Below are 23,420 nucleotides of genomic sequence, written 5' to 3'. Positions count from 1 at the left end.
AAAATGCTGTAGCTAGGAATCAACATACCTATCTAATGTAGTAGCTAATGTAGTTTTAGGAACAGCACCAACAACTGTTTTAATTTGTCGTCCCCCCTTAAATATCATCAAAGTGGGAATACTGCGAATCCCGTAATGACTAGCAACAGTAGGATTTTGATCAGCATTTAACTTTACCACTTTTAGCTGTCCCTCATATTCCGCAGCCACTTCTTCCACTACAGGAGACAGCATCTTACAAGGACCGCACCAAGGGGCCCAAAAATCAACTAAAACAGGAGTTTGACTTTCTAGCACCTCTTGTTTAAATGTAGCTTCAGTGACATTGGTAATAGATGACATAAATTATTTGCCTAGATTTCAATCAATAACTTAATAATATCGAATAAAAGAGGAGAGCAGGAAAACCAAATTATCTGCGTTTATCTGCGTCTATCTTCTGCCATCTGCGGTTAATTATTGCCCATTATACCTCACTTGCATCGAAATTTCTCTACTTTCTTAAAGTGTTAATTTACCTCTAAATTAGGGGAATTTTGATCAGCACCGCAATGATGACAATAAGGTAATTCCTTATAAGTTAAATTATGACAATTATGGCATTCGACATATTGATAGTAACCACAGTGGGGACAGTGGCTATCTTGAGGGCGAATTTTTTTAGCACACCGAATACAGCGTGATTTTTGAATTCTGTTAGCTGCTTGAATTTTATGATTAAAAACAACCGTTTGAAAGAATTTAATCATGCCAAAACCAACTAAGGGAATTAGCAAAATATAAACATAACTAATTAGGAAAACTAGCCCACCAAACAGAAAACTAATAATATCAAACAAGAATTTAAATATTACACCAATTTGCAGAAATTCAAATATTTTCAAAATTAGCGGAATGAGAAATATCACTAGCAAATGCCAGCTAATTAATCCTATTAATCCATATCCTTTCCGTTGACTGAAATTATTAACTAATAATGCCATCAGAATAAGTGGAATTAAAAAGATAGCCTGAAAAACTAATTGAATGCTAGGATACCAAAAGGAAGCATCTTTATAGCCTTGTTCAACTTGATTAAATTTAGTTTCATCTTTGACAAAAGACAAGAAATTAACACTTTCAGGTTTTGTCAGCAGTTGATTTTGCAGATTAGCAATTTCCTGTTTTAAGTTGGCAATTTTCTGATTATTTTGTGTTAATTCCTGTTTAGCTTTTTCAGCGCGAACCTGATTAATAGAATTACCTGAAGACTGACCGGCAATTTTTTCTAATAAGGTTGAATCATATTGCTGACGAATGGTAGCATTTGCTTGTTCAAGACGACTAATTTTATCTTGAGTCTGATTTATCGTGGTGATAATTTTCTGATTTTGCGGATTATTCAGTTTATCTTTAGATTCACCATAGTTCAAACAGATTTCGGAAACTTTACCCAAATGTCCAATTTCTGCATCTTGATATCTTTGCTGAATTTTTTGCTCATTGCTACCGTAAGGTAATGAACTTCTCAAAAATTCATAATCTTTATTTTTGGTAGTTTGGGTTTTGTAAATATTCCATTCAGAATAACATGGATAAGCTTGGGTTGGACTGAGATGCCATTCACTAATATTATTTAAACCCGTAAAAACATTAATTAAAATAAAAATATCAACTAAAATAATGACAATCAAACTCACTTTATTCAGTGGTTCGTTGTTTACTGTCCGAGAGTTATTAAAAAACCGATTTGAAAGCCGGCGGATTCTGGTAAACATATAACTATCCTGTATGTACTTAAGTTGATGTACTATCAAGAAACACAACCTGATTACGGGTGTTACTGAAATTAATTTACCATTGTCCTATGACTTTAGTGGTTTTTTTGTTAATTTTTATATACTTATTAAGTAGTTAGTTCTATTTTTTGTGAATAAGTTAAATATTTTTTCTCACGCAGAGGCGCAGAGACGCAAAGGAAGAGAGAAGAAGATCAGAAAATGAAACCGACGGATTTAGATCCCCGACTTCTTTGAATTATCTTCATTATTTACAAAAAATTTAATTAAGAAATCGGGGATCTTTCGTACCTGGCTTAGAGGGTGTTTGAAAATCTTTAATTGCACTTTGCTTATCTCCTAATTTATAATGGGAAATTCCCCGGTTGATGTAGGCATTGGCATAATTTTATTATTCCCCATCAAGAGGCAAAAATTCCATCTCTTAAACTCTTCCTTTGCGCCTTTGCGCCTTTGCGTGAGACAAATTCCTACTTTGATTCCTGCGCTTCCGTAGGTTGAGTAATAGCTTGACAATATCTAATTAAAGTATCAATGCGTTCTTCAATAGTTTTCAACCTAGCTTGCAATGTCGTTAATTGCTTTGCTCCTTGGAGAAACATCATATCTACTTCCAATAGTCGCAACTGCTTACTTATTTCGGTTTTATAGGATTGTTCTCGTGAATTAGCATCAACCAAAGGAACAATTTGCTGGCTAAAAAACGCCTGTAACTTGGCTAATTGCGGACGTAACTCCCCAGCATTGAGTTTACCTGCTGTTACATTAGTCCGAAACTCATCTAGAAATGTTGCCAATTCCTGATATTTATCACAATTAAAAGACATCTGTTGCTAGTTAAGATAGTATTAATGTCAAGAAAATTTTCTTATATCCCCAAGCTTTCCATTGTTCCTGCTCAAAATCACAAGTCTCAAATTTTATTTGGAGGCTTGATTTACCGTCAATAGGTTTTTTATTATGTTTGGATGAAACCTACAATGGATGATGACCATAGGCAATTAGGACATCATCTCTCCAACCTTGTCTTTAAACCTTCAGTCAACAGCATCTATTTATAGAAATGCTGTTATTTTTGCTTATCTCTTAACCTATCCACAAATTACCTTTTTTATTTTATGAGTAGTGTAGCCGTCAAACCTCCTGTTGATGTTGTTCTCCCAGACTGGCTTAACAAATGTTTAATCGCACCTCCAGCGCCAATACTTACAGAGGAGGAAGACCGAACGTATAACGGTAATGCCTTAATTTGTCGGGCTTTTCAGTTTGCATACCAACTACATGGGGGACAAATTCGCAAGTCGGGAGAACCTTATATTGCCCATCCTGTTGCTGTAGCGGAAATACTCCGTGAATTAGGTGGTAGTCCTGCTATGATAGCAGCCGGATTACTTCATGATGTAGTTGAAGATACAGAAGTTACAAGTGAAGATATAGAAGCACGGTTTGGTCCAGAAGTCAGGTTATTGGTAGAAGGTGTTACCAAGCTGTCGAAAATTAATTTTACTAGCAAAACCGAAAGTCAGGCGGAAAATTTCCGGCGAATGTTTTTGGCTATGGCGCAAGATATTCGTGTCATTGTGGTGAAACTGGCAGACCGTTTGCATAATATGCGGACTCTCCAATATATGTCAGAAGCTAGTCGTCAACGTAGCGCCCAGGAAACGCGAGATATTTTTGCACCTTTGGCGAATCGCTTAGGGATTTGGCAAATTAAGTGGGAATTAGAGGATTTAGCATTTAAATATTTAGAACCAGAGGCTTATCGAGAAACTCAGAAATGTGTCGCGGAAAAACGCACGGCACGGGAAGAAAAGTTACTCAAAGCTACGGATACTTTACGCCGTCGGTTACTCAAGGCGGGGATTAATTGTTTGGAAATTAGCGGTCGTCCTAAACACCTTTATAGCATTTATCAAAAAATGCAGCGGCAGCAAAAGGAATTTCATGAAATTTACGACTTGGCGGCGCTGCGAATTATTGTCCAAAGTAATGAAGAATGCTATCGCGCTTTAGCTGTTGTTCATGATTCTTTTCGTCCTATCCCTGGTAGGTTCAAGGACTACATTGGATTGCCAAAGCCAAACCATTATCAGTCTTTGCATACGGGGGTAATTGGCTTGACTGGTCGCCCGCTGGAGGTGCAAATTCGGACTTTGGAAATGCACCATATCGCGGAGTACGGAATTGCTGCCCATTGGAAGTATAAAGAAACTGGGGGTTCTGAGAATACTTCCGTCACAGGCTCTGATGAAAAGTTTACTTGGTTGCGCCAGTTGCTAGATTGGCAAAGTGATTTAAAAGATGCTCAGGAATACTTAGATAGTGTTAAGGATAATCTATTTGAAGATGATGTTTATGTCTTCACCCCAAAGGGGGATGTTGTTCCTTTAAGTCCTGGTTCTACAAGTATTGATTTTGCTTATCGGATTCATACGGAAGTGGGAAACCACTGTGCGGGAGCGCGGGTTAATGGTCGCATTGTGCCTTTGTCAACGCGCTTGCATAATGGCGATATTGTGGACATTATTACTCAAAAGAATAGTCATCCTAGTTTGGATTGGTTAAATTTTGTTAGCACTTCAGCGGCGAAGTATCGAATTAAACAGTGGTACAAGCGATCGCGCCGGGAAGAAAATATCGCCAGAGGACGGGATTTATTAGAGAAGGAATTGGGGAAAACTGGTTTTGAGAATTTGCTCAAATCAGATGCTATGCACACTGTCGCAGAAAAATGTAATTATCACAGTGTGGAAGACTTACTTGCCGGTTTGGGTTATGGGGAAATTACCTCGAATTTAGCGCTGAACCGTTGGCGAGAAGTTGTGAAAGCTAGACAACCAGTGAGTGATGTTGTCCCATTTATCCCCAAAGAACCAACGCCAAAATCCTCACGGGATACCCCACTAATTACTTCCCGTGCTAGTGATTCCCCGATTATTGGTATGGAGGGTTTGGTTCATCATATCGCTGGCTGTTGTAACCCCATTCCTGGTGAAGCAATTGTGGGTGTAGTCACACGAGGAAGAGGAATTTCTATCCACCGCCAAGGCTGTCATAATGTAGATCCTATTGAGTGTGAGCGGTTAGTACCAGTGCGCTGGAATTTGGCTATGGAAAACCGCAGCCGTCCCCATACTTATCCGGTTAATGTGCAAATTGAGGCTATGGACAGGGTGGGAGTATTGAAAGATGTATTGTCACGCTTGAGTGATCAGGGTATTAATGTTCGTCATGCTCAAGTGAAAACTTGTTTGGGACAACCTGCGTTGATGGATTTGGGAATTGATGTCCGCGATTGTTCTCAGTTGGAACATTTATTTGTGCAACTCAAGAAAATGAGTGATATTCTCAATATTCGCCGTGTTTGTGAGACTGAGGACTGCGGTTAGTGGGGTGTTACAGCTATTTTCATTATCTCACGCAAAGGCGCAAAGGCGCAAAGGAAGAAAATATATGAAAATGGCTGTGATTTAAGGTTGTTACGCGATTTCATTGAGGGTTTGTAGAAGTTGATCTATTTCTGCGGCTGTGTTGTAATGGGCTAGTCCTATTCGTAATAAGCCGCCTGATGTTTCTACGTCTAATTTTTCGGTGAGGTTGGTTGCATAGAAGTTTCCGTACCAAGCGAATATTCCCTGTTCTCCTAATATTTTGGCTATGGTTGCTGGTGTTTTTTCTGTCATGCGAATGGATACTGTTGGTGTGCGCCATGTAAATTGGCTGGGTTCGGTAATTCCATAGAGGGTTAAACCAGGGATTTTTAATAATCCTGAAATCAATTTTTTACTTAATTCTCTTTCGTATTGTTGAATGGCTGACATGGCTGATAATAATGCGGCTCGACGACTATGATAGGCTGATGCTAATTTGTGGTTTGGTTGGGCTATTTCGGTTAGGAATCGAGGACAATGGAAGGTGGTTAAGCCTTCTCTATCGGCTTCTATTAAGGAGGAAAGTAATTCGTTATCTAAGGTTGGGGAAACATGACAACCTAATTTTGCTAAATAATTAATTGCTGCTACTAATCCTGCTAAACCTTCATGATTTAATGTTCCTGTTTCCCATCTGGAAGGGACTTCTTCTGATGCGGGTTTAACTTTATAAGGGGAAAATCTGGTTAAATGTTCTCTTTTTCCGTAAAGAATTCCTAGATGGGGAGCGAAGAATTTGTAGGCGGAACAGGCGAGAAAATCACAGTCTAAATGATGAACATTTATTGGTGCATGGGGGGCGTAATGGACGGCATCAACATATACTAAAGCTCCGAAACTATGGGCAATTTTAACTATTTTAGCAATATCATTAATTGTGCCGACGGCGTTGGAAGCGTAAGTTACTGCTACTAGTTTGGTGCGGGAATTTATCTTTTTTTCTAAATCGGTTAAATCTAATGTACAGTCGGCAATATTAATATTAACTGTCCGAATAATCACACCTTTTTCTTCTAAAGCATACCAGGGAGAAATGTTGGCTGCATGGTCTAAGTCTGTAACAATTATTTCATCACCGGGTTGGAGTTCTCTACCGATAGCGCGACTCACGGAGAAGGTGAGGGTGGTCATATTTGCGCCAAATACTACTTCATCATGATCGCATCCCAGAAAGTCGGCGATCGCCGACCTGGCAGAAATAATCAAGGCATCGGTTCGCATACTGGTAGTAAAAGCACCGTGAGCATTAGCATTTGACCTGACTAAATAATCACTAATTGCGTCTAGTACACCACCGGGTACTTGTGTGCCACCGGGTCCATCAAAGAAAATTGCTGGTTTTCCGTTGATTGTTTGTGTGAGTGCGGGAAACTGGGAACGAATCCATTTTATATCCAGAGATTCCATGATTTTTCCTCTTTTTGATGATTTTTGTTTCGCGCAAAGGGAGAAATATATTAATTTATATTGTAGTCTAAGATTCAATGTTGTTGTAGAGGAAAAGCAACATGATTTAAAAGGTTAATAGGGCTAATATTTTTTAATAGTTGCATTTGTTGTTGATTTTTGACTAACAATGCCCCTGCAAACCCCAATGAGTTCACAGAAATTGATTCAAATTCTTCAAATTTTCTGGGAACAATTAACATCCATTCTCGTGTCATTAAAAGATTATATGCTCCTGATTGGATATTATTTTCTAGGGGGTTAATTCCCAAGGTTTGTAGTAATGTATGATATTTTTTGAAAGTTATTTCGGCACTTTCTCCCAAGTTAATTTCAGTGGAAGCGTGTACAAAGGGAAATTCTGGGATAGTTCCCAGGGAATTATCTAATTTTGCGGCTTTTACAAGTGGTGAAATGGGAATATCTGTTTCTGCAAAAGGGACAATTTGTAAATGTTTATGTGGTTGACTCGCACCAGCAAGTTTACCACCGTTATAAAATACTAACCCATCAAATTCTGCTAAACAAGCCCACATAGCTGTAAAATCTTCTAGGGTAAGTAGGCTTTCCTGTGGTTCAAAAGCGCGGGTAATTATCAAAAAGTGATAATCAACAACATTGAATTTATTTAAAATACAAACGTGAGTAGGGGAGATATCCGCCACAAATAAAGCTTCTTCATAAGGTAAAAAAGGATTAAATTCTTTACCAGTTTTAGCAGTTTTTTGATTTTGTTTTTCTTGATCAGCTTTTTTGCGATTGATATTTTCTAAAATTCTGACAACAAACTTGATTCCATCTTGTTCAAAAATTTCCACCTCTGTGGGAATAGATTTTAAAGCTCCAGATTTTAAAGCCAGTTCGGTGGTTTTTTTGAGACTTGTCCATAATGTACCGGGTTTAAGTCGGATTTCTTGCTGGTGCATATTTTATAGGAGATAACTAACAATTTTATATCATAAATTGGTTACATAAAATCAATAATTTCGGCTCTACATTTCGCTTTATGTAAACATTTATTGTAGGTTGGGTTGACGCAAGGAAACCCAACAACTCTTACTATCTTAACGCCAATGTTGGGTTGAGGTACGTTCATGAAGTGTGGCGATAGCTTGCGTGGCGACGTAGGAGCCATAGCCATAACCCAACAAATGCATCGGGTTGCGCTGTCGCTTAACCCGACCTACAAAAAATGGACAAGATATTGTATAGTATAATTAAAATCAGCAAATTATCACCATTCAAGAGGTGAATCATGGTTCAAACCTTAACCAAATCAGTCAGCTTTGAGGAGTTTATCCAATCCTATCCAGAAACAGGATCACGTTATGAATTGCACAATGGAAAAATTGTAGAAATGAACCCACCAGTAGGAGATCATGAATTCGTAATTGGTTTTTTAGCCCGTAAGATATCAGGAGAATTAGATAGACTTAATCTTTCTTACCTCATACCTAAAACAACATTAATCAAAACACCAAAATCTGAATCTGCCTATTCACCTGATATTTTATTACTCAATCCTGCCAACTTACCTAATGAACCTTTATGGAAAAAAGAATCAACTATTACTCAAGCCGATTCAGTTCCTTTAGTAATAGAAATTGTTAGTAGTAATTGGCAAACAGATTATACTCATAAAACCAACGATTATGAATCAATGGGTATTCCTGAATATTGGATAGTTGATTATGGTGCTTTCGGTGGTAAAAGATTTATTGGTAATCCTAAACAACCAACTATTTCTATTTATTCTTTAGTTGATGATGAATACATAGTTAATCAATTTAGAGGTGATGATTTAATTATATCGCCATTATTTCCAGAACTCAAATTAACACTTTCACAAATTTTACAAAATATCTAAATACTGTAAGCGTCAGATCCCCGAATTCTCAAAGAAGTCGGGGATCTGATCTGAATCTAAGAACAATATAAGGTATCTCTTGTTTCCCTTCCTGTCACGGGATTAGTACCTTTTGCCAACTTACATAGTTTCTTTTGTTCATCTTGACGCAGTAGTACATCAGTAAAATCTGCACCCTCGATTATAGCACCATCAAATTTGGCACCAGCTGCAAATGCTCCTTCTAAAACGGCGTTGGTTAAATCGGCTCTAATTAACCGCGCTGAATCAAGTGTAGCATTAGTTAGGTCTGCTCCCTGTAAATTTGCTGATTCTAGATTGGCGGCGAAAAAACTAACACCTCTTAAATTAGAGTGACTAAAATTACTGTAGCGAAGATTTGCTTTAGTAAAACTAGAATCTGTTAAATCACGTCCAGAAAAATCAGCACTGATAAGAATTTCTTTGTTATATTCCAGTGCTACAGCAGAAGGGACAAAAGCTGCTAAGACTGTGGTGGAAATCATCACCCAAAGTAATAAACTGAGTATACTTATCCAATTGGGATGCTTAGTATTCATGGTATTGTTAATTAATGGCTAATCCTTCTCCATTTAATTATGCAGATATTGGTAACATAGGTGAAGACCTAGTAGCCAAATGGTTACAATCTACAGGTTGGGAAGTTTTGCAGCGGCGCTTTTGTTGTCGTTGGGGAGAAATTGATATTATTGCCCAATATCAAGACACAATGCTGGCGTTTGTTGAAGTGAAAACCCGGAGTTCTGGTAATTGGGATGAAGGGGGAAAAAATGCCATTACTCCCCAAAAACAAGCAAAAATCTGGCGGACTGCGGAAATATTTTTAGCTGAATATCCACAAAAAGCTGATTATGCTTGTCGCTTCGATGTGGCACTTGTTCATTATCAATTACAAAGTAAAAAGACTATTGGCGAAGAATTTTTAGAGCGTTTATCTATAGCTGGATATGAATTTAAGCTGCTTCAATATATTGAGGCAGCCTTTGAACAGTAATAATCATGATTGCAAAATTATTTTTACGTTGTGACACTTAATTTAGCATTGTTTAAGCGAGTGTTTCTGGACAATACCCTAAACCTCGAACAAACTGTTGTCTAAATGCTTCAATTTCTTCTCTTTCCGGGCTACCATGAGAAACAACTGCTACTTGGTAACGACGCATTACGTCTATGGGTGTTTGTCCAGATTCCAAACTCCAAAATGCCATTTGGACTCTCATTGGTGGCTGATAGCTAATTCCCAATTCACTCAAGAAAGCTCGAAAATCACCATCTTGTTGATCTGAGACTGTTTCTTTGAGTTTAATTCTGACTACCCAACCATTAATTTGATGAATCACGCTCACAAAGGAAACGGGAAGTTGTGGTCTACCATGTAAGTATTGAACGATTCTCAGGGTGAGTGTGGCATTGCCTAGATAGTACAAGTATTCCATCATAGTGTTATGGGATTCAATTTAGTTCTACCTATCTATCTTCGTTAATGGGGTGGAGTTCCCGGTAGGGTAAAAGCACCCGTTATTCTATGGGGAGATTTACCCAATAATTCAGGAGTCAGGAGGTAGGGGCGCAGGGCCTGCGCCCAGTCAGGAGTCAGAATGAAGAAGATGGAAAGAAAAGGCAGTAAAAGTGATGTATAGCGGTTACAGTAAGTTTTGTAGCTCATTTAAGTGCATACTATTATAACAATTTAACAATTACTTGATTAATATGAAGCGACAAATAATACAAGATAAAGCGAAAACACAAAATGTTAATTTAGATTGTTCGTTGTCTAGTTATGACTACGAACTTCCACCAGGACTAATCGCCCAAAACCCTGCTGTTCCTAGAGATAGTTCTAAGTTATTGGTGGTAAATTCTCCCGAAACTGCTAAAACTATACCACCTCTACATCACATTTTCCGTGATTTGTCGGAATTGCTGAAACCGGGTGATTTATTGATTATGAATAATACAAAGGTAATTCCCGCTCGGCTATATGGCTGTAAGGATACAGGTGCGGGGGTGGAGGTGTTGCTATTGGAGGAACGAGGGCATAATTGCTGGTTGGCTTTGGTGAAGCCTGGAAAGCGCTTTAAGGTGGGTAGTGAGATTATTTTTACAGCGGGAGGAGATGGGAATAAACAGGAATTGAGGGCGACAGTTGTTGAGTCAGATCCAGAAACTGGGGGGCGATTATTACAGTTTGATTTGCCCCCAGCAGTTCCTTTAGTGCAGGTGTTAGGGAAGTTTGGACAGATTCCCCTACCTCCTTATATTACGGCTTCTACTGCGGCTGATGAACAGTATCAGACGGTGTATGCAGCTCAACAGGGAGCGATCGCCGCCCCAACAGCAGGATTACATTTTACACCGGAATTACTAGAAAAGCTGCGTAATTGTGGGATTAATCAAGCCTTTATTACCCTTCATGTTGGTATCGGTACTTTCCGCCCAGTGGAAGTAGAAGATGTCACTACCCACGCCATGCACGAAGAATGGATTGAAGTTCCTGCTGATACCGTTGAGCAAATTCGGGCTACTCAGGCTGCTGGGGGACGAATTATTGCGGTAGGGACAACAGCGGTAAGAGCTTTGGAAGGTGCGGCGCAATCTGGGGATTTACAGCCCTTTGTCGGGAAGACAAATTTGTTTATTTATCCGGGCTATAAATGGCAGGTTGTGGAGGGGTTAATCACCAATTTTCATTTACCCCGTTCTAGTTTATTGATGCTGGTTAGTGCTTTAATTGGTAGAAAAAGATTATTGGATCTTTACCAGCAAGCAATTAGTTCTGAATACCGCTTCTACTCTTTCGGTGATGCTATGTTGATCTTACCAGAAGGGAAAAGTATTCAATTATGAATTTTTGATGAAGTGATGGATAATCTAATTTAGATAAGTAGGTAGGCGTTAAAAAATATAAGATAGACCTAACCTCCCAGCCCCCTTCCCTACCAGGGAATGGGGAGTCAAAGCCTCTCCCCTGCAAGGGAAGAGGTTTGGAGAGAGGTCTTATATTTAATTATGCCCAGTTACTTAGATTAGATTCAGTATAACTAAAGGGTAGTGAGTCATGTATCAAAAATGCCATAAATATCCGTCTTTTAACATAGCTAGGGCTACATACAAGCAAGTGTTAATGAGTATCCTTTCTACTTCTTCTGCATTTTTAATCTTGACTTTACCTGCAATTATTAATTCTCCCAACAGTCAGGTATCAGCAGCAGAAGTTGTTTCCCAGGATTTAGAAGCAGCTATATCTTTTCAACAGGGAGTGACATTTTATAATCGTCAAGACTATCAAGGTTCGGAAATGGCTTTTCGTAAAGCCTTAGAGCGAGATCCTAATATTGGTGCAGCCCGAAATTATTTAGGTAATATTCTTTTACAACAAAATCGCTTAGATCTAGCTATCCAAGAATTTGGAGAAGCCATTAGATTAAATCCCAATTTGGGATCAGCTTATTATAATTTGGGTGTAGCTTTACAAAAACAGGGACAAAAAGAAGCCGCTATTACAGCTTATCGTCAAGCCTTAGTGGTAACTCCCACATTGGCTGATGCTCATTATAATTTGGGGGTTTTATTCTATGAACAAGATCAGCGTCAAGATGCTATTTCTGCTTATGAACAAGCAATTAATTTAGATAGAAATCATGAAAATGCTTATTTCAACTTAGCAATTGTTCAACAACAAGAAGGTCAAGTAGAATCGGCGATTTCCGCCTATCGGGAAGTTTTAAAAATAGATCCTGAAAATTCTGTAGCTTACAATAATTTAGGTAGTCTTTTAGTAAATCAAGGTAAAATTGCCGAAGCAATTAATATTTATAAAGCAGCAATTCTGCAAAATCCTAAAAACACCTCTGCTCACTATAACTTAGGAGTAGCTTTATATAATCAAGGTGTCTTTAAGGAATCCGCTCAAGCATTAAGACGCGCTCGTCAACAGTACGTAACAGCAGGAAATACTGAGCAAGTTGCCAAAACTGAACAAATCATCCAACAAATTGCCCAAATTTTAGCACCCAAAAAATCGCCTGTAAATCAACCCGGTAGCGCAACGGCAGTTACTACTCCACCAGTTGAACAAGCACCTGCAAATCTTCCCCCTGTTGAAGACTTACCTGCAAATACTTCGACAACTGAGAAAACTACTTTACCGAATTTGACACCAGATAAACAAATCACAAATCCAAAATAATTTGTCATTTATCATTTATCATTTGTCATTTGTCATTTGTCATTTGTCATTGAAAAATTATTATTCCCTGTTCCCTATTCCCTATTCCCTATTCCCTATTCCCTGTTCCCTGTTCCCTATATTGGTAAACGATTAATATCTTTATTACAACCAATTACTACCATTGCAGAACCTTTTTCTAAACGTTTAGTTGGTTCGGGATTAATGATAAATTTACCATCATGACTTACAGCCAACATATTTAAACCGTAGCGGTTACGCAGTTGCAGTTCAGCAATAGTTTTCCCATGAAATTCATCAGGGACAATTAACTCCACAATACTGTTATCTGGGTCAAGATCAAATCTTTCTAAAATTCCCGGTTTAGTGAGTGTTCTTGCTAAAGCACAACCAGCTTCATATTCAGGAAATACTACATGATCTGCGCCCACTCGTTGTAATAATTTGCGGTGAACTTCACTAGAGGCTTTTGCAACTACGTGAGGTACACCACCTTCTTTCACATTTAAGGTAGTAATAATACTTTCCTGAACGTAGTTACCAATGGCGACAATAACGGTATCAAATTCAAAAATTCCGGCTTCTTTCAGGGCTGCTGATTCAGTTGAATCGAGTTGCAAAGCATGACCAACTATTTCTTCATTCAATGCTTCGGAAACCCGTTTTTCATCAACATCTGTAGCTAATACTTGATAACCTAAATTATGCAATGTTGAACAAACAGAACGACCAAAACGACCTAATCCAATTACAGCAAATTGGTGGTTATCTTTACGTAAACTGCGAAGAAATTTTAAGGATGAAAGGTTCATGATTTGTCAGTTGTCAGTTGTTAGTTGTTCGCTAAATCCTACAGCACTTCCCGATGTTATGAGGTACAAGAACCCCACCCCTAACCCCCTCCAGTATCAAAAGCTTATCCTTTTCTTCCCCCCGCTGCGGGGGGATTTAGGGGGGTGCGATGAGGGGGCTAAGATGCACCTCATAAGAGCGGAAACCGCTGTAATTATCCAACAAGGAGATTTTCTTCGGGATAGTGAATTCTGCTAGGACGAGGATCACCTAGTATAGATGACATCAATAATAAAATACCAACGCGACCAATATACATGGTGAGAATTAAAATTAATTTTGCTGCGGTAGAAAGAGTAGCTGTAATCCCTGTGGAAAGTCCTACTGTACCAAAGGCTGATACTACTTCAAAAAGAATTTGAATAAAAGCCAATTTGGGGTCGGTAATACTAATTAAAATGGTGGCAAAAATCACTGTTGCTAATGAACCGAACACCACCCCCACAGCTTTTAAAATTAAAGAAATGGCAATTTTACGATTATATAATAATACCTCTTCTTTGCCTTGGATAATTGCCTTTGTACAACTGGTCAGAACTCGTAAAGTAGTGGTTTTGATTCCTCCTCCTGTACCTCCTGGACTTGCACCAATAAACATCAGTGCAATCATAATGAATAATCCCGCATTAGTCATTTTCCCAATGTCAATGCTGTTAAAACCAGCGGTTCTGGTACTGACTGACTGAAACCAAGCAGCTAATATTTTATCAGATAAACTTAATTGCCCAAAGACGCTATCGTTTCTGATTTCTATAAAGAAAATTGCAATTGTTCCTAGCACTAATAATATTAAAGTTGTGCTAGTAGCAACCTTAAAATCTAGAGAGAATATTAAACAACTTGTCTTTCTAACGAGGCGATTACCTTGATAGGTAAAGCTGTCTCGCAACCACAAATACATATCCAAAATTACTTGATAACCAATACCTCCAAAGATAATTAAACAGCCAATTGTGATAATCACTAAAGGAGAAGATTGATAGCCAATTAAATTATCTTTAAATAAACTAAATCCAGCATTGTTCCAAGCACTGACACTGTGAAAAATAGCTAACCAAGTTCCTTCTTGCCAACCTTTTTCGGGAACAAAAGCTATCATTAATAAAAATACTCCCGTGAGTTCAAACAACAAGGTAGTCACAATAATAGAACGGATAATTTGAGAGCTACCACTCATGCCTGGACGGTCTAAAGCTTGCTGAATTGCTACTTTTTGTCTCAAGTCAAATTTTCTGCCAATTAATAACATTAAAAATGTGGTAGTTGTCATATAACCTAAACCACCAATTTGGGCTAATAGAGCAATAAATAACTGACCTAGAAAGGAAAATTCAGTCCCAGTATCTACCACTGCTAATCCTGTGACACAAACCGCTGAAGTTGAAGTAAATAGGGCAACAATTGGGTCATTCCAATTACCGTTACCAGTTGAAAAAGGCATTGTTAAGAGAATTGCTCCCAAAAGAATGACAGCAATAAATCCCAAACAAATTGTCCGCGCAACAGTCATAAGTGATTAAAAATGAAGAAATTTCATGCAGTTAGGTTATTTTTATATATTCCCAAGGTAGAATTAATGAGTTATTCCCTGGCGTAAAAATATCCCTATAGCGGTTATTGGTTGAGTGAAATACAAGAACCCCACCCCCAACCCCCTCCCCGCAAGCGAGGAGGGGGCTTATGACTGTATTTCATTCAAGTGCATACCGTTATATCTAATTAAAAGCATAGATGGTAGCCTAAGAATAAGTTTTTTTTGCAGTTTCTTCTCATCTTTATTATTATTAAATTCATGAGTCAAATACTTTACAAACAAATTCAGGAATTTTACGACGCTTCTTCCAGTCTGTGGGAACAGATTTGGGGGGAACATATGCACCACGGTTATTATGGCGTAGATGGTCAACAGGTGAAAGAACGCCGTCAGGCACAAATTGATTTAATTGAAGAATTGTTAAAATGGGCTGATGTTAAGGGTGCAAAAAATATTCTTGATGTCGGCTGTGGGATTGGTGGTAGTTCTTTATACTTAGCTGAGAAGTTTGGGGCAAATGCCACGGGAATTACACTGAGTCCTGTACAAGCTGCTAGGGCTACTGAAAGGTCTTTGGCAATGAATTTGAGTCAAAAAACTAGATTCATGGTTGCTAATGCTCAGGAAATGCCTTTTGAGGATAATTCTTTTGATTTGGTCTGGTCACTGGAAAGCGGTGAACATATGCCGGATAAAACTAAGTTTTTGCAAGAGTGCTATCGCGTATTAAAGCCCGGTGGGACTTTGATTATGGTGACATGGTGTCATCGAAATACGGATAAGTCATCACTGACAGCAGATGAACAAAAGCACTTGCAGGATATTTATCAGGTCTATTGTTTACCGTATGTAATTTCTTTAGCGGAGTATGAAGCGATCGCTTGGCAATTACCATTAAATAATATTCGCACGGCTGATTGGTCAACCGCAGTTGCTCCTTTTTGGAATGTTGTCATTGATTCGGCATTTACACCCCAAGCATTTATCGGTTTATTAATGGCTGGTTGGACTACAATTCAGGGGGCATTATCTTTAGGTTTAATGCGTCGAGGTTATGAAACTGGATTGGTTCGGTTTGGATTATTACGCGGGACAAAATAAGTCCAATTCTGTTTAAAGATGTACTCAATTTAAGGATAAACGAACCACAGAGGCACAGAGGACACAGAGAAGAAAAAGATAAGGTTAGGAAATTCGGCGCAGTTTCATAAAGAAATGGTATAAGTTCAATTCCTTTAGGTGCTTACGAACAAAAAAGAGCAAAAAATGAATCAATTTTATAAACAAAGTTCTGCTATTTTTCCAGGAAGTTGGTTTTATTCTTTTTGGAAGTTTTCCCGTCCCCATACAATTATGGGAACAATTTTGAGTGTCTTGGGTTTATATTTAATTACCCTGGGTGTCACTTCAACAAATTTTTCTAGTTTGCATATTAGTCAGATTTTAGCAACATGGGTTGCTTGCATAAGTGGCAATATTTATATTGTTGGTTTGAATCAATTAGAAGATATTGACATTGATAAAATCAATAAACCTGATTTACCTCTAGCATCGGGGGAATTTACGAGAGGACAAGGACAATTAATTGTTATTATTGCTGGTATTGTTGCCTTAGCTTTAGCATGGCTAACTGGACCGTTTTTAATGGGCATGGTGACAATAAGTTTAGCAATTGGTACGGCTTATTCTTTACCGCCAATTCGGTTAAAACAGTTTCCTTTTTGGGCTGCTTTGTGTATTTTTTCGGTGCGGGGAACAATTGTTAATTTAGGTTTGTTTCTGCATTTTAGTTGGGTATTGCAAAGAAGCCAAGGGATTCCGGGTGCAGTTTGGGCTTTAACTGTGTTTATCTTGGTATTTACATTTGCGATCGCTATCTTCAAAGATATTCCTGATATGGAAGGAGATAGATTTTACAATATCACAACTTTCACCCTCCAACTCGGACAACAAAAAGTATTTAATCTTGCACTTTGGGTATTAACAATCTGTTATCTCGGCATGATTTTAGTAGCGTTATTCCATCTTGCGGAAGTCAACACTATCTTCATCTTAATCACCCATACCGTAGCTTTAATTGTCATGTGGTGGCAAGGTGCAGGAGTTGATTTACAAGATAAACAAGCCATTACTAATTTCTATCAATTTATCTGGAAATTGTTTTTCATTGAATACCTAATTTTTCCCGTCTCCTGTTTATTAGCTTAAACTCATGTTAGAAACATTTCCTACTTCCGATCTGATAGCCATTTCTGTAGTTATTTTTGGTCTTGCCATTCTTGGTTATTTGAGTATCAAAACATTGATTACCTCTAACTTATTTCAGAAAGGCATCAATTTTTATCAAGCCAAAGATTTTGAAAATGCCGAAATAGTTTTGAGAAAGGTTATTGCCATCAACTCTACAAATGATATGGTACGTTTGTTATTAGGGGATATTTTAAATCAGAAAGGACAAATTGCCGAAGCAAAAGCATTATTCTGTGAAGTAATTGATAGCAGTCCTAAAAATCCCGATGCTTATTTACGTTTAGCAAATATTCTCATGCAGGAACAACAGGAAGTAGAAGCTAAAGCTAATTTACTTCAAGCGAAAGAATTATTGCAGAAACAGCGTCAACCAGAAAGGGCGAAAAAGGTCAGCCTTTTGTTAGATAAAATGTCTAACCTGTGATTTTTTAACAACAAGATCCCCGACTTCTTAAAGAAGTCGGGGATCTGACTTATCTCCCCGTGTTTGCCCTGATACTTGTATTTGAAGAAATAGGCAGTAGGAAGAAATCCGGGTGTTCTGGTAAGATGAGTGAACCGTTTAATTGATTTTTCAGGAGTTAAAGAATGTCCATACCAGCAGATCCAGTTAAATTGATGAAGCAAGAAGTTGGCAAAGCCGCCGCCAATTTGGTAAAATCAGGTTCCATAGTTGGTTTGGGGACAGGTTCAACCACAGCTTACACCATTCAATATTTAGGAGAACGCCTCAAATCAGGTGAACTCAAAGATATTGTCGGTATCCCCACCTCATTTCAATCAGAAGTATTAGCAAAAGAGTATGGCGTTCCTCTCACCACTTTAGACGCTGTAGACCATATTGATATCGCTATAGACGGGGCAGATGAAGTAGATCCCCATAAAAACTTGATTAAGGGTGGTGGTGCTGCACATACCCGCGAAAAAGTTGTAGATTACCTAGCAAAGCAATTTATTGTTGTCGTTGATGGTGGTAAATTAGTAGCCCGCTTAGGTTCTAGTTTCGCTGTACCAGTTGAAGTTATCCCTATGGCTATTACCCCCGTTACAAATGCCATTAAAGCACTTGGTGGTAAGCCAGAACTACGCATGGGTGTGAGAAAAGCAGGACCTGTAATCACTGACCAAGGTAACATGGTTTTAGATGTCACCTTCGATAGCATTGATGACCCTGTAAACTTGGAAAAAACACTGAATAATATCCCCGGTGTTCTGGAAAATGGCATTTTCGTCAATTGTGCAGATATCGTTCTTGTAGGTGAAGTTATTGATGGTAAACCTGTAGTTAGACAACTTTAGCTTAAACAGTAGAAGCCTCTCACCTCCCTATCGGGTAGGTGATGAGAAATAAATTATCCTGATTAACGAACCACGGAGGCGCAGAGGACACAGAGGAATAAGGGTTTGAGAGATTTTTGCGTTAGGTGGTTTATCGGTTGTCAAGAAATTGCTTCCTTTCACTCGCAATGACAACTCATGCAGCACAGGTTTATTAGAGATTTCCAATCAAAAAAATATCCCAAAATTTCTTGTGGTGCGGGACGAATTGCCCGCTAATCATCAAGGACGGGCAAGGATGCCCATCCCACAAAATTGGATCATTTTTTTGTGGAGTTCTCTTAGCCCTCTCATCGCTTGCGGGGAGGGGGTTGGGTGTGGGGTTCTTGTTCCGGGTTTGATGACAATTTGCTGTAAATTACGAGTTAGGAAAAAGGAGGAAGAAAAGGAACTCTTTTCTCATTACCTTTTTCCCAACTTGAGATCAGTATAAATTTACACATATAATTATAAAAAACTAGAGGAAGAGCGATCGCAATTTTTTGTCTGATAGCGTAGCGTAAGCCATAGTTCTGGGCGGATTATGTTTAGAATGAAATAGCCCTGATCACTCTGGCTATTCCCAAATCGTGATTAAGGACTTTCTAAATGCGTAAGTCCTAGTAGCAATCATTCTGTGCAGTTCTCTAATTGAAAGTTCCCGTCAATCGGAACGTAGGGATTTGAACCCTAGACCTCCACTACCCCAAAGTGGCGCGCTACCAAGCTGCGCTACGTCCCGTAAATGTGAACTTGAGATTTTAGACTTTTGGCGTGGGGATGATTCCAAATGTATGAATCTAAAATTAATTAAGTCACTCTCCTAAATATATCACAAGATCAAGAAAAATAGCAAGGGGTGATTCAAAAAACTTTTAACATTCCGACGGCTGGCAACAATTCAGCTACGGCTGAAGCCTCCCATTTACCTTCTGTCCCCCGTCCTGTATTGAGGATGAAGCGCAGATTGTAGGCATGAGCATAACCTTCCACCTCCATCCATAATAAATCACTTTCGGCTTCACAGGCAATTTTTTCCTCATCCATTAATTCTGTAGTTAGATGCTTCATGGTATCTGCAAGCTGATTAAATAGACGACAAAATTCGTTTAATTCTGCTTCGGTTAATTCTATTGCCCAATCTTCTGTGCCGACTAAGCCTTTAAATTCTGGTGCATCTGGATTCCAGCCTATGCGCCAACCAGCGCCGCTTTTGATGACTCGTTCCATACTGATTTATGCTCAGACTGCTGCTATCAATTGTGGAAATTATACCAGTTGGCTTTACCGATGGAGTTAGTCTTTCACAATCTTAAATCTAAAATGCTATAATTTTTCAGCGATCGCCTTAGGATCTTGGCAAACATAATTTTGTAAACATTCCTAATTGGCACACTTTCCGGTTAGGATAGTATATCCGTTCTATTAAAACTCCTGTCCAGTAATTTTGGAAAATCCTATACTTAGAGGCAAAAATGGCAGCTAATACTGAGACTTCTGGCAAGCAAAAAGCGTTAAATATCGTCCTGGGACAAATTGAGCGCAGTTTCGGAAAGGGAGCAATTATGCGCTTAGGTGATGCCACCCGGATGAAGGTAGAAACAATATCCACCGGGGCGCTCACTCTAGATTTAGCCTTGGGTGGTGGTTTACCCAAAGGACGGGTAATCGAAATCTACGGACCAGAAAGTTCTGGTAAAACTACTATTGCCCTCCATGCCCTCGCAGAAGTGCAAAGAAATGGTGGTATAGCGGCATTTGTAGACGCTGAACACGCATTAGACCCTACCTACGCCGCTGCATTGGGTGTAGATATTGATAACTTACTTGTTTCTCAACCAGACAATGGTGAATCAGCATTAGAAATAGTTGACCAACTTGTGCGTTCTGCGGCTGTTGATATTGTTGTTATTGACTCCGTTGCCGCTTTAGTTCCCCGCGCTGAAATTGAAGGGGATATGGGGGATATTCACGTAGGTTTACAAGCTCGGTTAATGAGTCAAGCCCTACGGAAAATTACTGGTAATATTGGTAAATCTGGATGCACAGTTATTTTTATTAACCAGTTGCGGCAAAAAATCGGTGTCACCTATGGTAGTCCAGAAACTACAACGGGTGGTAATGCGCTGAAATTTTACGCTTCCGTGCGCTTGGATATTCGCAGAATTCAAACTTTAAAAAAAGGAACTGATGAATTTGGCAACCGGGTCAAAGTCAAAGTAGCGAAAAATAAAGTTGCACCACCTTTTAGAATTGCCGAATTTGACATTATCTTTGGCAAAGGAGTTTCTACCATTGGTTGTTTAGTGGATATAGCCGAAGAAACTGGTGTTCTTCTTCGTAAAGGTGCTTGGTATAGCTACAGTGGTGAAAATATTTCCCAAGGTAGAGATAACGCGATTAAGTATTTAGAAGAAAAACCAGAATTTGCTGCCAAAATTAAAGAACAGGTTCTGGAAAAACTCGATAAAGGGGCTGTAGTTTCTGCTAATTCTGTAGTTCAACCCCATGATGTTGAGGAGGAAGAAGAGATTGAGTTAGAAGAGGAATAAACAACATTAGGGACAATTCAATAAATTGTCTCTACGCCTTTTTTAAGTTTATTCAAGTTTGAAAATATATTCAGAGGCTTCAATTAAGTAGGTAAACAAAATAAAAATGAGGGGTATTGCGTTTTGTAAAATGGCTGAAACCCAATCAGAATCTCGCATTGAGACAACTTTACATACCGTTATATACCTTTAAATTTTTCTGTTCACCTACTTAGTCTAGTACAGCATGGTGCAAATAAAGCAACCATTCTTAATAGCCATTATGGGTTGGGGTAAATAAATTTCATGGTCTTATTGATGAATCGTTTTTTGGCGCAGACCCTGCGCCCCTACTTTCTGAATTTTTCATGGTCAGAATCTACTAGTACAGGTTGGCGTAAATAATATGACTATTAAAAGCTCCGAAAATTTGATTGATTACAAGGCTTGAAAATGGTTCATTCACTTAAACTGCACGGTACTAGAGAGTTTCTTAGTATACAAGGTCTTATGATTTATTTTTTGGAGTTCCCTTAACAGCTTTTAATTACAGCCAATAATTCACTGGGATGATGAATTAAAAAATCTGGGTTTTGTTTGCTGAGGGCTTCGGAAGAATTAAAACCCCAACTGACAGCAATAACTTTGATATTGGCTTTTTTAGCAGATTCTATGTCTCTAGTTTCATCACCGACATAAATTACTGCTTCAGGGTTGAAATGTTTTTGTCGCAACACATTATTAATAATTGTGGTTTTACCAAAAATAGTTACTCCTGAATAAATAAAGTCAAACAAATAATCTAAGTTATGACATTTAAGAAATTGATTGACGTTTTCTTGAGAGTTAGAGGTAATAATTCCCAGTTGATAACCTTGATTGTGGAGTTCTATTAATGCGGTATTAATTCCCTCAATAGGTTTTAATTCTGGGATTTTATGTTTTAATTCTCCTTTTACTTTTTTAACCATAAAAGGAATTTTGAATAGGGAAACACCAGAATATTTAATAATTTCTTTGGCTGTTAAATTTCTCAATAGGACTAGTTCTTGCGAATTAATCGGCACATATCCAAATTCCAAGGCTAAACGATTGGCAATAGTTACAAGAGCATCCACTGTATCAGCAATCGTCCCATCGAAATCAAAAATTATTACTTTCTGGGTCATTATTATGCCTGGATTTATCAAGATTAGCGCGAGCATTACGTCGTAACATTTCTGGTTTAATGCGTCGCAAGGCTGATGCTGTGAATCTTTTATCCCACTCCTCATTGGATATTTGGGCTAATTCTACCAGCTTGGGAGCTAAGTTTCCAGGATAGGGTTGAAAATCCTTGACATTAGTTGCTTGAGCAAATCGCTGATTCCAAGGACAAATATCTTGACAAATATCGCAACCTGCGATCCATCCTTGTAAATTGGGTGTGATGTCTGCTGGTAGTTCTTCGGCGCGGTTTTCAATGGTATGATAGGCAATGCAGCGATTAGCATCCACGATAAAGGGTTCGGTAATTGCACCTGTCGGACAGGCTTGCAAACAACGAGTACAGGTGCCACAATGTTGGGTGGATGGGCGATCGCTTTCTAGTTGCAGATTGGTTAATATTTCTGCCAAGAACACCCAAGAACCGTATTTTCTGGTAATCACATTCCCGTTTTTAGCAATCCAACCAATGCCGGCTTTTTGCGCCCAAACTTTATCTTGGACTGGCCCTGTATCTGCATAATAACGGGCTTTGACATTTTCGCCCAGGGATTCTAGCCAATTGGCTAGTTCTTTGAGCTTTTTGTGGATGACTTTATGATAATCTCGACCCCAAGCATAACGGGAAATTTTGCCATATTCATCCCCCTGGGGACGTTGATGGGGGGTATAATAATTTAAGGCTACAGATATGAGCGATCGCACTTCTGGCATCACTAAATTAATATCCTCACGCTTGGGATTTTTCATCCATTCCATGTCGGCGTGATAACCCATTTTTAACCAAGCTTGCAATTTTTCTGTCTCTGTCGTCTCTAAATCACCGACAGCAGCAATCCCTACTTCGTGAAATCCCAATTCTTTGGCTTTTGCTTTGACTGCTGCGCTGTCTATTGAGATATATTCATTCATTTTTAACTATTATTGATTTTATGACGATGGTAAAGTAGGTGAACACAATAAAACCAAAGTGTGTAAAGAAAAGTAAAATCGCC

The 23,420-nt window shown here is 38.6% G+C and carries 22 protein-coding genes and 1 tRNA gene; 10 read left to right on the top strand and 13 right to left on the bottom strand.

Translation table 11 applies throughout. The annotated features are described in order from the left end of the window. Positions 1 to 12: 12 nt before the first annotated feature. From trxA to patD, 3 genes are all read right to left on the bottom strand, one after another. Complete coding sequence (trxA, locus tag AA650_RS08065; RefSeq protein WP_039203110.1) at positions 13 to 342, bottom strand: thioredoxin; 330 nt, start codon at positions 340 to 342, stop codon at positions 13 to 15. Positions 343 to 509: 167 nt separating this feature from the next. Then, positions 510 to 1,757, bottom strand: coding sequence for a hypothetical protein (locus AA650_RS08060; RefSeq protein WP_053538618.1), 1,248 nt, complete (start codon positions 1,755 to 1,757; stop codon positions 510 to 512). A gap of 491 nt (positions 1,758 to 2,248) precedes the next feature. Further along, positions 2,249 to 2,605 carry a heterocyst frequency control protein PatD gene (gene patD, locus AA650_RS08055; RefSeq protein ID WP_053538617.1) on the bottom strand — a complete coding sequence of 119 codons (357 nt, stop codon included), beginning with the start codon at positions 2,603 to 2,605 and terminating at the stop codon, positions 2,249 to 2,251. Positions 2,606 to 2,896: 291 nt separating this feature from the next. Between patD and AA650_RS08050 the strand changes: the two genes are divergently transcribed. Then, positions 2,897 to 5,170: a RelA/SpoT family protein gene (locus AA650_RS08050; RefSeq protein ID WP_053538616.1), complete on the top strand. Its 2,274-nt coding sequence runs from the start codon at positions 2,897 to 2,899 to the stop codon at positions 5,168 to 5,170. A 90-nt stretch (positions 5,171 to 5,260) separates the two neighbouring features. Here AA650_RS08050 and AA650_RS08045 read toward each other — a convergent pair whose 3' ends face one another. Both AA650_RS08045 and AA650_RS08040 read right to left on the bottom strand, forming a co-directional pair. Further along, positions 5,261 to 6,619, bottom strand: coding sequence for a cysteine desulfurase-like protein (locus AA650_RS08045; protein WP_053538615.1), 1,359 nt, complete (start codon positions 6,617 to 6,619; stop codon positions 5,261 to 5,263). Positions 6,620 to 6,693: 74 nt separating this feature from the next. Continuing rightward, positions 6,694 to 7,584 carry an ATP adenylyltransferase family protein gene (locus AA650_RS08040; protein ID WP_053538614.1) on the bottom strand — a complete coding sequence of 297 codons (891 nt, stop codon included), beginning with the start codon at positions 7,582 to 7,584 and terminating at the stop codon, positions 6,694 to 6,696. 329 nt (positions 7,585 to 7,913) lie between these two features. On the opposite strand from AA650_RS08040, the gene AA650_RS08035 reads away from it, so the two are divergent. Continuing rightward, the gene (locus AA650_RS08035) at positions 7,914 to 8,525 is read left to right on the top strand and encodes a Uma2 family endonuclease (RefSeq protein WP_053538613.1); all 612 of its coding nucleotides are present in this window, start codon (positions 7,914 to 7,916) and stop codon (positions 8,523 to 8,525) included. 56 nt (positions 8,526 to 8,581) lie between these two features. Here the strand turns inward: AA650_RS08035 and AA650_RS08030 are convergent, their stop codons facing one another. Continuing rightward, the gene (locus AA650_RS08030; protein ID WP_039203116.1) at positions 8,582 to 9,085 is read right to left on the bottom strand and encodes a pentapeptide repeat-containing protein; all 504 of its coding nucleotides are present in this window, start codon (positions 9,083 to 9,085) and stop codon (positions 8,582 to 8,584) included. A gap of 14 nt (positions 9,086 to 9,099) precedes the next feature. Between AA650_RS08030 and AA650_RS08025 the strand changes: the two genes are divergently transcribed. After that, positions 9,100 to 9,540, top strand: a complete 441-nt coding sequence (locus AA650_RS08025) for a YraN family protein (RefSeq protein WP_039203117.1) — start codon at positions 9,100 to 9,102, stop codon at positions 9,538 to 9,540. A 52-nt stretch (positions 9,541 to 9,592) separates the two neighbouring features. On the opposite strand, the gene AA650_RS08020 is transcribed toward AA650_RS08025, so the two are convergent. Further along, a complete protein-coding gene (locus AA650_RS08020; protein ID WP_027402361.1) occupies positions 9,593 to 9,982 on the bottom strand; it encodes a hypothetical protein in 390 nt (129 codons plus the stop codon). A gap of 274 nt (positions 9,983 to 10,256) precedes the next feature. Here AA650_RS08020 and queA point away from each other — a divergent pair, with 274 nt between their 5' ends. Beyond that, positions 10,257 to 11,393, top strand: coding sequence for a tRNA preQ1(34) S-adenosylmethionine ribosyltransferase-isomerase QueA (gene queA / locus AA650_RS08015; RefSeq protein ID WP_053538612.1), 1,137 nt, complete (start codon positions 10,257 to 10,259; stop codon positions 11,391 to 11,393). Between the two features lie 277 nt (positions 11,394 to 11,670). After that, positions 11,671 to 12,735: a tetratricopeptide repeat protein gene (locus tag AA650_RS08010; RefSeq protein ID WP_053538611.1), complete on the top strand. Its 1,065-nt coding sequence runs from the start codon at positions 11,671 to 11,673 to the stop codon at positions 12,733 to 12,735. A 116-nt stretch (positions 12,736 to 12,851) separates the two neighbouring features. Here AA650_RS08010 and AA650_RS08005 read toward each other — a convergent pair whose 3' ends face one another. Both AA650_RS08005 and AA650_RS08000 read right to left on the bottom strand, forming a co-directional pair. Then, positions 12,852 to 13,547 carry a potassium channel family protein gene (locus tag AA650_RS08005; RefSeq protein ID WP_027402359.1) on the bottom strand — a complete coding sequence of 232 codons (696 nt, stop codon included), beginning with the start codon at positions 13,545 to 13,547 and terminating at the stop codon, positions 12,852 to 12,854. 194 nt (positions 13,548 to 13,741) lie between these two features. After that, positions 13,742 to 15,097 (bottom strand): TrkH family potassium uptake protein, encoded by a 1,356-nt coding sequence (locus AA650_RS08000; RefSeq protein ID WP_053538610.1) that lies wholly within the window; start codon positions 15,095 to 15,097, stop codon positions 13,742 to 13,744. A 282-nt stretch (positions 15,098 to 15,379) separates the two neighbouring features. Here AA650_RS08000 and AA650_RS07995 point away from each other — a divergent pair, with 282 nt between their 5' ends. The 4 genes from AA650_RS07995 to rpiA all read left to right on the top strand — a co-directional run bounded on the left by AA650_RS07995 (position 15,380) and on the right by rpiA (position 18,670). After that, a complete protein-coding gene (locus AA650_RS07995; protein WP_053538609.1) occupies positions 15,380 to 16,222 on the top strand; it encodes a methyltransferase domain-containing protein in 843 nt (280 codons plus the stop codon). 165 nt (positions 16,223 to 16,387) lie between these two features. Then, positions 16,388 to 17,329 carry a homogentisate phytyltransferase gene (locus AA650_RS07990; RefSeq protein ID WP_053538608.1) on the top strand — a complete coding sequence of 314 codons (942 nt, stop codon included), beginning with the start codon at positions 16,388 to 16,390 and terminating at the stop codon, positions 17,327 to 17,329. A 4-nt stretch (positions 17,330 to 17,333) separates the two neighbouring features. Next, positions 17,334 to 17,795, top strand: a complete 462-nt coding sequence (locus AA650_RS07985) for a tetratricopeptide repeat protein (protein WP_053538607.1) — start codon at positions 17,334 to 17,336, stop codon at positions 17,793 to 17,795. A 164-nt stretch (positions 17,796 to 17,959) separates the two neighbouring features. Beyond that, positions 17,960 to 18,670, top strand: a complete 711-nt coding sequence (gene rpiA / locus AA650_RS07980) for a ribose-5-phosphate isomerase RpiA (RefSeq protein WP_027402347.1) — start codon at positions 17,960 to 17,962, stop codon at positions 18,668 to 18,670. A 686-nt stretch (positions 18,671 to 19,356) separates the two neighbouring features. Here the strand turns inward: rpiA and AA650_RS07975 are convergent. Further along, positions 19,357 to 19,430 (bottom strand) — tRNA-Pro (locus tag AA650_RS07975). Positions 19,431 to 19,552: 122 nt separating this feature from the next. Further along, the gene (locus AA650_RS07970) at positions 19,553 to 19,918 is read right to left on the bottom strand and encodes a DUF1818 family protein (protein WP_053538606.1); all 366 of its coding nucleotides are present in this window, start codon (positions 19,916 to 19,918) and stop codon (positions 19,553 to 19,555) included. 245 nt (positions 19,919 to 20,163) lie between these two features. Between AA650_RS07970 and recA the strand changes: the two genes are divergently transcribed. Beyond that, complete coding sequence (gene recA, locus AA650_RS07965; protein WP_053538605.1) at positions 20,164 to 21,240, top strand: recombinase RecA; 1,077 nt, start codon at positions 20,164 to 20,166, stop codon at positions 21,238 to 21,240. Positions 21,241 to 21,752: 512 nt separating this feature from the next. Here recA and AA650_RS07960 read toward each other — a convergent pair. Together AA650_RS07960 and queG are read right to left on the bottom strand one after the other, a co-directional pair. Beyond that, entirely contained in the window at positions 21,753 to 22,388 is a 636-nt protein-coding gene (locus AA650_RS07960; RefSeq protein WP_053538604.1) for an HAD-IA family hydrolase, read from the bottom strand. Further along, complete coding sequence (queG, locus tag AA650_RS07955) at positions 22,363 to 23,337, bottom strand: tRNA epoxyqueuosine(34) reductase QueG (RefSeq protein WP_053538603.1); 975 nt, start codon at positions 23,335 to 23,337, stop codon at positions 22,363 to 22,365. The genes AA650_RS07960 and queG overlap by 26 nt, the downstream gene beginning before the upstream one ends. Positions 23,338 to 23,420: the final 83 nt, after the last annotated feature.

The sequence above is a fragment of the Anabaena sp. WA102 genome, from assembly GCF_001277295.1.
Lineage (GTDB): Bacteria > Cyanobacteriota > Cyanobacteriia > Cyanobacteriales > Nostocaceae > Dolichospermum > Dolichospermum heterosporum.
The sequence above is the reverse complement of the archived record's forward strand: the minus strand, read 5'-3'. Positions and strand labels throughout refer to the sequence as shown.

What these genes read in the sequence shown, in the direction of transcription:
- trxA (WP_039203110.1), bottom strand. Translation starts at nt 342, where the DNA reads ATGTCATCTATTACCAATGTCACTGAAGCTACATTTAAACAAGAGGTG.
- AA650_RS08060 (WP_053538618.1), bottom strand. Translation starts at nt 1,757, where the DNA reads ATGTTTACCAGAATCCGCCGGCTTTCAAATCGGTTTTTTAATAACTCT.
- patD (WP_053538617.1), bottom strand. Translation starts at nt 2,605, where the DNA reads ATGTCTTTTAATTGTGATAAATATCAGGAATTGGCAACATTTCTAGAT.
- AA650_RS08050 (WP_053538616.1), top strand. Translation starts at nt 2,897, where the DNA reads ATGAGTAGTGTAGCCGTCAAACCTCCTGTTGATGTTGTTCTCCCAGAC.
- AA650_RS08045 (WP_053538615.1), bottom strand. Translation starts at nt 6,619, where the DNA reads ATGGAATCTCTGGATATAAAATGGATTCGTTCCCAGTTTCCCGCACTC.
- AA650_RS08040 (WP_053538614.1), bottom strand. Translation starts at nt 7,584, where the DNA reads ATGCACCAGCAAGAAATCCGACTTAAACCCGGTACATTATGGACAAGT.
- AA650_RS08035 (WP_053538613.1), top strand. Translation starts at nt 7,914, where the DNA reads ATGGTTCAAACCTTAACCAAATCAGTCAGCTTTGAGGAGTTTATCCAA.
- AA650_RS08030 (WP_039203116.1), bottom strand. Translation starts at nt 9,085, where the DNA reads ATGAATACTAAGCATCCCAATTGGATAAGTATACTCAGTTTATTACTT.
- AA650_RS08025 (WP_039203117.1), top strand. Translation starts at nt 9,100, where the DNA reads ATGGCTAATCCTTCTCCATTTAATTATGCAGATATTGGTAACATAGGT.
- AA650_RS08020 (WP_027402361.1), bottom strand. Translation starts at nt 9,982, where the DNA reads ATGGAATACTTGTACTATCTAGGCAATGCCACACTCACCCTGAGAATC.
- queA (WP_053538612.1), top strand. Translation starts at nt 10,257, where the DNA reads ATGAAGCGACAAATAATACAAGATAAAGCGAAAACACAAAATGTTAAT.
- AA650_RS08010 (WP_053538611.1), top strand. Translation starts at nt 11,671, where the DNA reads ATGAGTATCCTTTCTACTTCTTCTGCATTTTTAATCTTGACTTTACCT.
- AA650_RS08005 (WP_027402359.1), bottom strand. Translation starts at nt 13,547, where the DNA reads ATGAACCTTTCATCCTTAAAATTTCTTCGCAGTTTACGTAAAGATAAC.
- AA650_RS08000 (WP_053538610.1), bottom strand. Translation starts at nt 15,097, where the DNA reads ATGACTGTTGCGCGGACAATTTGTTTGGGATTTATTGCTGTCATTCTT.
- AA650_RS07995 (WP_053538609.1), top strand. Translation starts at nt 15,380, where the DNA reads ATGAGTCAAATACTTTACAAACAAATTCAGGAATTTTACGACGCTTCT.
- AA650_RS07990 (WP_053538608.1), top strand. Translation starts at nt 16,388, where the DNA reads ATGAATCAATTTTATAAACAAAGTTCTGCTATTTTTCCAGGAAGTTGG.
- AA650_RS07985 (WP_053538607.1), top strand. Translation starts at nt 17,334, where the DNA reads ATGTTAGAAACATTTCCTACTTCCGATCTGATAGCCATTTCTGTAGTT.
- rpiA (WP_027402347.1), top strand. Translation starts at nt 17,960, where the DNA reads ATGTCCATACCAGCAGATCCAGTTAAATTGATGAAGCAAGAAGTTGGC.
- AA650_RS07970 (WP_053538606.1), bottom strand. Translation starts at nt 19,918, where the DNA reads ATGGAACGAGTCATCAAAAGCGGCGCTGGTTGGCGCATAGGCTGGAAT.
- recA (WP_053538605.1), top strand. Translation starts at nt 20,164, where the DNA reads ATGGCAGCTAATACTGAGACTTCTGGCAAGCAAAAAGCGTTAAATATC.
- AA650_RS07960 (WP_053538604.1), bottom strand. Translation starts at nt 22,388, where the DNA reads ATGACCCAGAAAGTAATAATTTTTGATTTCGATGGGACGATTGCTGAT.
- queG (WP_053538603.1), bottom strand. Translation starts at nt 23,337, where the DNA reads ATGAATGAATATATCTCAATAGACAGCGCAGCAGTCAAAGCAAAAGCC.